Origin of the sequence: Elstera sp. (assembly GCF_044372965.1) — a bacterium.
GTDB lineage: Bacteria > Pseudomonadota > Alphaproteobacteria > Elsterales > Elsteraceae > Elstera.
In genome coordinates, this window is record NZ_JBILQX010000151.1 from 1 (window position 1) to 8,782 (window position 8,782).

Here is an 8,782-nt window from a genome sequence, read left to right on the forward strand (position 1 = left end):
GCGATCCGTAAGGCTGCCTTCAAATCATGGAACAACGGAACCTGATCCTTGCGATCGTGATTTCCATCGCCATTCTCGTCGGCTTCCAATTCTTCGTCGAGCAGCCCAAGCCGCCCGCGCCGAGGCCCCAAACCAGCGGCCAGACCGCGCCGTCGGGCGCGATCTTGCCCGGCTTACCGGGTGTTGCCACCGCGCCGGTGGTGCGTGACCGCGCCACGATCCTCACCGAAAACCCGCGCGTCGCCATCGAAACCCCGCGCACAAAGGGCTCCATCGCCCTGGTTGGTGGGCGGATCGACGATATCGTGCTGACCGGCTACCGCGAAACGGTCGACCCCATGAGCCCGCTGGTCACGCTGCTGCATCCCTTAGGCGCGGCGGACGCCTATTATGCCGAATTCGGCTGGTCCACGACCGATCAAAGCCAGCCGGTGCCGGGCCAGGATACGCGCTGGACCGCCGATACCGATAAGCTGACCCCAACGCAGCCGCTGACGCTAACGTGGGACAATGGTAAGGGCCTGACCTTCATCCGCCAATATGCGGTGGATAAGGATTATATGATTACGGTAACGCAACGGGTGGACAGCAAAGCGGCGGCCCCCGTTACGCTGTATCCTTACGCCCTGGCCTCGCGCTCCGGCACGCCGATTACGCAGGATTTCTTCATTCTGCACGAAGGCGCGGTCGGCGTTCTCGGCGATGTGCTGCAAGAGCATAAATATTCAGCGATGCGCGAAAAGCCGGAAATCTCGGGCTCGACCAAGGGCGGCTGGCTGGGCTTTACCGATAAATATTGGTTAGTGGCCCTGGTGCCCGATCAAGCTGACACGGTGAAAACCTCGTTCCGGTACAGCAAGCCGAATGGGATCGAAAAATTCCAGGTGGATTACCTGGGCGAAGCCGAAACGCTCGCGCCGGGCGGCAGTGTCGAGTCTAATCATCGCGTGTTCGCGGGCGCTAAGGAAGTCTCACTTCTCCAGCGTTACGAAACCAACCTGAATATCAATCGCTTTGACTATGCGGTCGATTGGGGTTGGTTCTTCTTCTTCACCAAACCGATCTTTCAATTGATGGAAATCATCTATCATCAGGTCGGCAATTTCGGCATCTGCATTTTGGTGCTGACCGTTTTGATCAAGGCCGTCTTCTACCCGCTTGCCAATCGCTCCTATGTGACGATGAGCAAGATGAAGAAGCTGACCCCGGTGATGCAGGAACTGCGCGAAAAGTATAAGGGCGATAACGCGCGCATGCAGCAGGAGTTGATGGGCCTGTATAAGCGCGAGAAGATCAATCCGCTCTCCGGTTGCTTGCCGATTGTGGCGCAGATTCCGGTGTTCTTCGCGCTCTATAAGGTGTTGTTCGTCACCATCGAAATGCGCCACGCGCCGTTCTTTGGCTGGATTCACGATCTGTCAGCCCCGGATCCCACAACGATCTTCAACCTATTCGGCCTGATCCCCTGGACCCCGCCCCACATCTTAATGCTCGGCGCGTGGCCGCTGATTATGGGCATCACCATGTGGCTGCAAATGCGCCTGAACCCAACGCCCGCCGACCCGATCCAGGCGAAGATGTTCATGATTATGCCGGTGGTTTTCACCTTCATGCTTGGCAGCTTCCCCGCCGGTCTGGTGATCTATTGGGCGTGGAACAATACGCTGTCGATTGCCCAGCAGTGGATCATCATGCGCCGGATGGGCGCGGCGTGAGCGCGCTTCCCGTTCAAGGCCCGCTGGAGGGCATGGGGCCGGACGAATGGGCAAGCGCGCTGGAAACCGGCCGCAAGCTCTTCGCTGGGCCGTGTGACTTCGTGGCGGCGGTTCCGACCATCGACCGGCTGCCGCCGATCACCCTGACCGAGGTGGCTTTCGCCGGGCGCTCGAATGTCGGCAAGTCGAGCCTCGTGAATGCGCTGACCGGGCGCAACACATTGGCGCGCACGTCCAACACGCCGGGGCGCACCCAGCAGCTCAACTTCTTCTTGCTGGCGGAAAAGCTGCTGCTGGTCGATATGCCCGGCTATGGCTACGCCGAAGTGCCGAAAACCGAAGCCGCGCGCTGGGCGAATGTGATCGATCTCTACTTGCGGGGGCGCTCCACCCTGCGCCGCGTCTGCCTTTTGGTCGATGCGCGCCACGGGGTGAAGAAGAACGATCTCGATAGTATGGATTGGCTCGATCAACGCGCCGTGCCCTATCAGATCATCATGACCAAATCCGACAAGCTGAAACAGAAGGACCGCGACGATCTGCTGAAGGCAACCGCCGACGTGATCCGCCGCCGCCCCGCCGCCCATCCCGAAATCATCGTGACGAGCGCCGAAACGGGCGAGGGGATTGCGACCTTGCGGGCGGTTTTGTCGCAGTTTGCCGGGTCTTAAGCCGCTTTTTTCGGGCGGCTACAGACGGCGGTGAACATCGGCACGATTTGGTTAGTCGCCGCCGAATATTGATTATGGGTTGAAAAGCGCGCTTCCGTAAAACCGAGCAAACCGAGCGATGAAAAAAAGAACCCTGGGCTGAACTGCCACCAGGTATCAACCTGCTGGACACCTCGGTGGGGCAGAAGACGGCAAATCGCTTCCTGCCCAAGCTCGGGATTATACATCTCCGTCACGATGATCGTTTCGCGGACGCGGCGGGCGACCTGTTCAAGCAAATTGAATGGCGCGCGCGTATGCAGCAAAACGCTCGCCAAGAGGCCGATATCGTAGTCGCCTACGTCCGGTTGAATATGATAGGGGTCGGTTTCGATCATCCGAACCGATGATTTATGAAGATCATGATAGTACCAAAAAGAATTCCGAACGCCGCCAATGATATCGACGAATTCCTTACGCCATTTTTCGACATTGAACCCCTCAAAGGGAACAATATCCCACAGATGGGACATGGGCGGCTCGAGACAGGTTACACTGGCCCCGGCCTTTTCCATATGAACCGACAGAAAACCGCTGGCAGGGCCGACCTCAAAAACTGATTTTCCCTTAAAATCGACATTACCGAGATAGGCATCGACATCTTTGCGCAAATCCCATTCGCCGGAAACCTCACCCGAGGGTAACGTGACGGAATGGTAAAAACGGCAGTCTTTCAGATCGGGCTTGCGCGGGGGAATAGTTTTAAAGGAAGCACCCTTCGACATCAAAAATCTCGCCCATCTGCCAATTTATCGAGTAGTCACTATATAGGATTGCGCCGTGCCGACAATAAGGCGGTTCTCCGCCCCCCCCTGCCCCGGCATTTCTGCGTCCTGCCCATTCCGGCCCGCAATCGAATTTCCGCTTCTCCTCCGCCCCCGTTTTGCGCATGATCCCGCCGCCCCCGCAAGGTGGGAGCCTCACTGTGCCGCTTCGGAGATTTCCCGCGATGACCGACTCCCCTCCCGTCGATATTGCTGCACTCGATTGGCCGACCAAGGCCAATATTCTCTCCGAAGCGCTGCCCTTCATGCGGCGCTTTGCCGGTAAAACCTTCGTGATTAAGTACGGCGGCCACGCGATGGGCAATGAAGCCCTCGCCGATGTGTTTGCGCGCGATGTGGTGCTGCTGAAGCAGGTTGGCATCAACCCCGTCATCGTCCACGGCGGCGGGCCGCAGATCGGCAAAATGCTGGATCGGCTGAAGATTCAGTCGCAGTTCATCGACGGCTTGCGCATTACCGATGAAGCGACGGTAGAAATCGTCGAAATGGTGCTGGCGGGCTCGATCAATAAGCAGCTTGTCGGCGCGATCAACCGCGCGGGCGGGCTCGCCGTCGGCCTCTCGGGTAAAGACGCCAACCTGATCACCGCGCGCCGCCTAACGCGCACCAAGGTCGATCCCGATAGCCATATCGAAAAAGTGCTGGATCTCGGCTTCGTTGGCGAGCCGGAAGAGGTGAATGTCGAGGTTCTCAACGTTTTTGCTGCCTCCAACATCATTCCGGTCATCGCGCCGACCGCCATCGGCACCAAGGGCGAAACCTTCAACATCAATGCCGATACGGCAGCGGGCGCGATTGCGGGCGCGCTGAGCGCCACCCGGCTACTGCTGCTGACCGACGTTGCGGGCGTGCTCGATAAGAGTAAGAACCTGATTAAAGAACTCTCCACGGAAGATTCGCGCCGCCTGATTGCGGACGGCACGATTTCGGGCGGGATGATCCCGAAGATCGAAACCTGCATGTCAGCCGTCATGCAGGGCGTTGAAGGTTCGGTGATTCTCGACGGGCGCGTCCCCCATTCCGTTTTGCTGGAGATTTTCACCTCCGGCGGCGTCGGCACGCTCGTGCGGCGCGGCTAAGAACCCTCAGAAAGAACAAGAAAATGACGCAAGATCTCGCCACAACCATTGATGCCGCCTGGGACGCCCGCGACACGCTTTCGACCAGCACGCAGGGCGCTGTGCGCGAAGCGGTGGCCGAAGCCTTGAATCTTCTGGATGCGGGCAAGGCGCGGGTTGCCACGAAAGAGGCCAGCGGCTGGGTGGTGCATCAATGGCTGAAAAAGGCCGTGCTGCTCTCCTTCCGGCTCAACGACATGGCCCCGATTTCGGGCGGGCCGGGCGGCGCGGATTGGTGGGACAAGGTGCCCTCCAAGTTCCTCGGCTGGGGCGCGGGTGAGTTCCAAAGCGCGGGCTTTCGCGCCGTTCCAGGGGCCATCGTCCGCCGCAGCGCCTTTATCGCCCCCAGCGTCGTGCTGATGCCGAGCTTCGTCAATGTCGGCGCGTATGTTGATAGCGGCACGATGGTCGATACGTGGGTGACGATTGGCTCCTGCGCGCAAATCGGCAAGAACTGCCATATTTCGGGCGGCGTCGGTATCGGCGGCGTGCTGGAACCCTTGCAGGCCGGGCCGGTGATTATCGAGGATAACGTCTTCGTCGGCGCGCGCTCGGAAGTGGCCGAAGGCGTTGTGGTCGAAGAAGGGGCCGTGCTGTCGATGGGCGTGTTCTTAGGCGCCTCCACCAAGATCATCGACCGCAATACCGGCGAAATCTTCATGGGCCGCGTTCCCGCCTATTCGGTGGTCATCCCCGGCACCCTCCCCGGCAAGCCGCTGCCCGATGGCACCCCTGGGCCGGGCCTCGCCTGCGCCGTGATCGTGAAGCGGGTCGATGCACAAACGCGCAGCAAGACCGGCATCAACGAACTGCTGCGGAGCTAATCCCCATGGCGGAGGCGCTCGACCCGATCCTGCTGACCCAAGCCCTCATCCGCTGCCCGAGCGTGACCCCAGCGGACGCGGGCGCGCTGGGGCTGCTGGCGGCAACGCTGACCGGCCTCGGGTTCGACTGCCACCCGCTGCGCTTTGAAGAGGCGGGCACCGAGCCTGTCGAGAACCTTTACGCGCGCTTTGGCACCGGCAGCCCGCATTTCTGCTTCGCCGGGCATACGGATGTGGTGCCGCCGGGCGATCTTGCGGGCTGGTCGGTCGATCCTTTCGCCGCCGAGATTATGGGCGAGCGGGTGTTTGGGCGCGGGGCCGCCGATATGAAGGGTGGCATCGCCGCTTTCGTTGCCGCCGTCGCGCAGTTCCTGGCCGAAACCCCGGAGTTTGGCGGCTCGATTAGCCTGCTGATTACCGGCGACGAGGAAGGCCCCGCCGTCAACGGCACCAAAAAGATGCTGGAATGGCTAGCGACGCGCGGCGAAACGATTGACGCCTGCGTCGTCGGCGAGCCGACCAATCCGCGCGTGCTCGGCGAGATGATGAAAATCGGGCGGCGCGGCTCGCTCTCGGGTCTGCTCACCATCCAGGGCACGCAAGGCCATGTCGCCTATCCGCATCTGGCCGATAATCCCATTCCGAAAATGGTGGCGCTGCTGACCGCTCTCGGGTCCGGTGCGCTCGATGGGGGCACGGCGCATTTCCAGCCGTCGAACTTGGAAGTCACCACGGTCGATACCGGCAACCCGGTGAGTAATCTCATTCCCGGCACGGTCACGGCGCGCTTCAACGTGCGCTTTAACGATGCTTTCACGAGCACCACGCTCGAAAAACTGCTGCGCGCGCGGCTGGACAGCGCCGAGATACCTTACGATTTGCAAATCAGTGTCTCGGGCGAAAGCTTCTTCACGCCGCCCGGCCCGCTCTCGGCGCTGGTCGCCGAGGCGGTGGAAGCCGTGCTGGGCGTGGTGCCGGAGATGAGCACGACCGGCGGCACGTCGGACGCGCGCTTCATCCGCGCCTATTGCCCCGTGGTGGAATTCGGCCTCGTCGGTCAGTCGATGCATAAGGTCGATGAGAACACCCGCCTTGCGGATTTGACCGCGCTCACCCACATCTACCGCAGAATGCTCGATCGGTACTTTTCATAATGCCCTCCGTCCAAGCCCTTACGGCCCTGTTTTGGGGAAACCCGGCGTGGCAGAGCTATTTCCTCGATAATGTTGGGGAGGTGCGCCGGTCCTTCATACCGCTGGCCATCGAATTTGTCCTGGTCATGGTGGTCGCCCTGTTGGTCGGCAGTGAAACCCAACTGGGCCTGCAAGGCACATTGCTGCAAGCCGTGGCCGATCTGGCCGCCACCGCCTGCTTCCTGACGATTTTCGCCGAGTTAAGCTTGCGGCTCGGCTATCGAACCGGCCTGTGCCGGGTCATCGCCGGGGTCAATTGGGCCTCGATGATGCTCTCGATTGTCGCCCAAATTGTCGTTCTGATTGCCTTGACGGTCGGGTCGGAAGTCTTGATGCAGGGGGCCGCGATGATGGTCTTCATCTGGATCAACGTCGTGCTGTTCCGTATCGTGAAACAAGGTTTGGGCGCGCCTACCGGCCTTGCGGTCGGCGCGCTGGTCCTGCACCTGTTACTATCGCTCACTTTCACGATTGCAGCGGTGAATGTGCAGTTTGGGGCCAATCCCGCCCTATTGACCGGCCCCAGCTAGACGGTAAACCACAATCGACGTGGCATAGGCCGACCACAGCGCCACGAGACCCAAAAGGGCCGCCGCGCGCCGGTCGTGGGGGCGTGCCAGAAGGGCCGCCGTCGCCGCCAGAAGCACCGTACCAATGTTCCCAGCAAACCCCGCCCAAACACTATCGGTCGCCAAAGCGTAGAAGGTATAGGCGAGGCAGTCGAATGCCAGCAGCCGCCCCACAAGGCGCGCCCGCCCCGCGCCCGGCAACCGGGCCGACAGCAGAACATCCGCCGCGCCCATGCCCGCGAATAGCAGCGTCCAAATCGCGCCAATCACCCAGCCGGGCGGCGCGAACCAGGGTGGGGTCGCCTGCCGGGTCACGCCGGTATCGTTCCAGCCCAGGCTGAAAATCAGCCCGTTTAAAATCAGCGCGACGGCAACATAACCGGACGCGCGCAGGAAGATCTGCCGTTTCATCGCTTTTCCTTATCGGGTAGCGGGGCTATGGCTAAGCGCCTGATCCCATCGCCCCCGTCGAGTTCTATCCATGTATACCGCTTTTTGGACGATTGCCCTGCTGGTTGGCTCCAACCTGTTCATGACCTTCGCCTGGTACGGGCATTTGAAGTACCGCGACACGGCCCTGTGGCAAGTGATTCTGATAAGCTGGGGCATCGCTTTTTTCGAATATTGCCTGCAAGTCCCCGCCAACCGCATCGGCTATGGGGTTTTCACCGCGCCGCAGTTAAAGATTATCCAGGAGGTCATCACCCTCGTGATCTTCGCCGGGTTTTCGGTGTTCTACTTAGGCGACCAGTTGCGCTGGAACCACGCGGCGGCGGCGCTCTGTTTGGTCGGCGCGGTCTATTTCGTGTTTTTGAAGGTCTAGAACCAGCTTTCCGCCGCCTTGATGCCGGAGCGGATCGCCCCTTCGAGCGTTGCGGGCAGGCCCGTATCGGTCCAATCGCCCGCAAGACGCAGATTGACGAGGCCGCCCGCCCGCGTTTTCGGGCGTAAAGCGACCTGGTTGGGCGTGGCGGCGAAGGTGGCGCGTTTTTCCCAAATCAGCGTCAGGTCTTTGGGCGCGCAACCGTAAAGACGCATCAGATCGGTCTGGAGGGCGGCGCTGAGTTTTTCCTCCGGCCACGCGCGAAACCCATCGGCGGCGCTGATGGTGATGGCCACCCGCGCGCCCCGGCGCAAAAACCATTCGCCGGTGCCATCGATGAGCCCAAGAAGCTCCGGCGTTTCGCTAAGGTCAGGCGGCACCGGCAGCACGGCATGGGCGTTGAGAATCGCGCGGGTTTCGGTCGGCACGATGAGGTCGGGCAGGAGCCGTTGGGCGGCAGACGGCGGCACCGCGAGGATGACGCGGCTGCGCGGCGTGATGGGGATAATCTCGCCATTACCTACATGCAGCGCCGTTAAACGGTCTTCGACGCGATGAAACCCGCGCACCGGCGTGGTGAAACGCAACCGCGCGCCTTTCGCCGTTAGATAGGCGAGCGCCGGTTCGATCAGGCTGGCGCTAAGGCTCTGCCGCGCCACCATCGGGCAGGCTGCCGCCGCGCCGCGCAGCAAACCTTGCCGCAAGACGGCGCTCAGCAAACGCGCGTCGCCTTCCGCCGGATCACAGTTGAGAATTGAGCGCGTTAAGGGGGTCCAGAACCAACGCCCTGTTGGGCCTAAGAGATCGAGTCTTTCGGCAACGGTGCCGCCACGCATCAGATTCCCCGCCGCCAGCAGCGCGCCGCGCGTGAGGGGTTTTGGCGGGTTGACCAGCAGACCAGGGCCGAGCGGCACGGTCAGCCGATCCTCCCCACCGATAAGCGTCAGCGCCCCCGGTGTCGGCCCCGGTGCCGCGAATTGGTCCTGCGCGCCGATGCGGGCGAGATAGGCTTGAACGGCCCGGTTGCCGCGCAGAATAAGATGGG

Annotated in this window: 10 protein-coding genes; 7 read left to right on the forward strand and 3 right to left on the reverse strand. The window is 61.3% G+C overall.

The window, feature by feature from the left end; all coding sequences use genetic code 11:
* Positions 1-26 precede the first annotated feature (26 nt).
* Positions 27-1,715 (forward strand): membrane protein insertase YidC, encoded by a 1,689-nt coding sequence (gene yidC / locus ACIQ36_RS15580; protein ID WP_395830966.1) that lies wholly within the window; start codon positions 27-29, stop codon positions 1,713-1,715.
* 32 nt (positions 1,716-1,747) lie between these two features.
* Positions 1,748-2,386, forward strand: a complete 639-nt coding sequence (gene yihA, locus ACIQ36_RS15585; protein WP_395830984.1) for a ribosome biogenesis GTP-binding protein YihA/YsxC — start codon at positions 1,748-1,750, stop codon at positions 2,384-2,386.
* Here the strand turns inward: yihA and ACIQ36_RS15590 are convergent.
* The gene (locus ACIQ36_RS15590; protein ID WP_395830968.1) at positions 2,383-3,150 is read right to left on the reverse strand and encodes a hypothetical protein; all 768 of its coding nucleotides are present in this window, start codon (positions 3,148-3,150) and stop codon (positions 2,383-2,385) included. The genes yihA and ACIQ36_RS15590 overlap by 4 nt on opposite strands.
* 224 nt (positions 3,151-3,374) lie before the next feature.
* Here ACIQ36_RS15590 and argB point away from each other — a divergent pair, with 224 nt between their 5' ends.
* Genes argB through ACIQ36_RS15610 form a run of 4 tightly spaced genes read left to right on the forward strand, consistent with a single transcriptional unit; the run spans position 3,375 to position 6,875 of the window.
* Positions 3,375-4,289 carry an acetylglutamate kinase gene (argB, locus tag ACIQ36_RS15595; protein ID WP_395830970.1) on the forward strand — a complete coding sequence of 305 codons (915 nt, stop codon included), beginning with the start codon at positions 3,375-3,377 and terminating at the stop codon, positions 4,287-4,289.
* Positions 4,290-4,312: 23 nt separating this feature from the next.
* Positions 4,313-5,152 carry a 2,3,4,5-tetrahydropyridine-2,6-dicarboxylate N-succinyltransferase gene (gene dapD, locus ACIQ36_RS15600; protein ID WP_395830972.1) on the forward strand — a complete coding sequence of 280 codons (840 nt, stop codon included), beginning with the start codon at positions 4,313-4,315 and terminating at the stop codon, positions 5,150-5,152.
* Positions 5,153-5,157: 5 nt separating this feature from the next.
* Entirely contained in the window at positions 5,158-6,306 is a 1,149-nt protein-coding gene (dapE, locus tag ACIQ36_RS15605; RefSeq protein WP_395830974.1) for a succinyl-diaminopimelate desuccinylase, read from the forward strand.
* The gene (locus ACIQ36_RS15610; protein ID WP_395830976.1) at positions 6,306-6,875 is read left to right on the forward strand and encodes a hypothetical protein; all 570 of its coding nucleotides are present in this window, start codon (positions 6,306-6,308) and stop codon (positions 6,873-6,875) included. The genes dapE and ACIQ36_RS15610 overlap by 1 nt, the downstream gene beginning before the upstream one ends.
* Here the strand turns inward: ACIQ36_RS15610 and ACIQ36_RS15615 are convergent.
* Entirely contained in the window at positions 6,855-7,325 is a 471-nt protein-coding gene (locus ACIQ36_RS15615; RefSeq protein WP_395830978.1) for a tryptophan-rich sensory protein, read from the reverse strand. The two genes, ACIQ36_RS15610 and ACIQ36_RS15615, sit on opposite strands and share 21 nt — an antisense overlap.
* A gap of 70 nt (positions 7,326-7,395) precedes the next feature.
* Here ACIQ36_RS15615 and ACIQ36_RS15620 point away from each other — a divergent pair, with 70 nt between their 5' ends.
* Positions 7,396-7,737, forward strand: a complete 342-nt coding sequence (locus ACIQ36_RS15620) for a DMT family protein (protein ID WP_395830980.1) — start codon at positions 7,396-7,398, stop codon at positions 7,735-7,737.
* On the opposite strand, the gene ACIQ36_RS15625 is transcribed toward ACIQ36_RS15620, so the two are convergent.
* Positions 7,734-8,782: FAD-dependent oxidoreductase (locus ACIQ36_RS15625; RefSeq protein WP_395830982.1), on the reverse strand; the 1,049-nt coding region annotated here is incomplete at its 5' end. The two genes, ACIQ36_RS15620 and ACIQ36_RS15625, sit on opposite strands and share 4 nt — an antisense overlap.

Bases quoted from the DNA above. Each gene is read 5' to 3' on its own strand.
- yidC (WP_395830966.1), top strand. From the start codon at position 27: ATGGAACAACGGAACCTGATCCTTGCGATCGTGATTTCCATCGCCATT.
- yihA (WP_395830984.1), top strand. From the start codon at position 1,748: ATGGGGCCGGACGAATGGGCAAGCGCGCTGGAAACCGGCCGCAAGCTC.
- ACIQ36_RS15590 (WP_395830968.1), bottom strand. From the start codon at position 3,150: ATGTCGAAGGGTGCTTCCTTTAAAACTATTCCCCCGCGCAAGCCCGAT.
- argB (WP_395830970.1), top strand. From the start codon at position 3,375: ATGACCGACTCCCCTCCCGTCGATATTGCTGCACTCGATTGGCCGACC.
- dapD (WP_395830972.1), top strand. From the start codon at position 4,313: ATGACGCAAGATCTCGCCACAACCATTGATGCCGCCTGGGACGCCCGC.
- dapE (WP_395830974.1), top strand. From the start codon at position 5,158: ATGGCGGAGGCGCTCGACCCGATCCTGCTGACCCAAGCCCTCATCCGC.
- ACIQ36_RS15610 (WP_395830976.1), top strand. From the start codon at position 6,306: ATGCCCTCCGTCCAAGCCCTTACGGCCCTGTTTTGGGGAAACCCGGCG.
- ACIQ36_RS15615 (WP_395830978.1), bottom strand. From the start codon at position 7,325: ATGAAACGGCAGATCTTCCTGCGCGCGTCCGGTTATGTTGCCGTCGCG.
- ACIQ36_RS15620 (WP_395830980.1), top strand. From the start codon at position 7,396: ATGTATACCGCTTTTTGGACGATTGCCCTGCTGGTTGGCTCCAACCTG.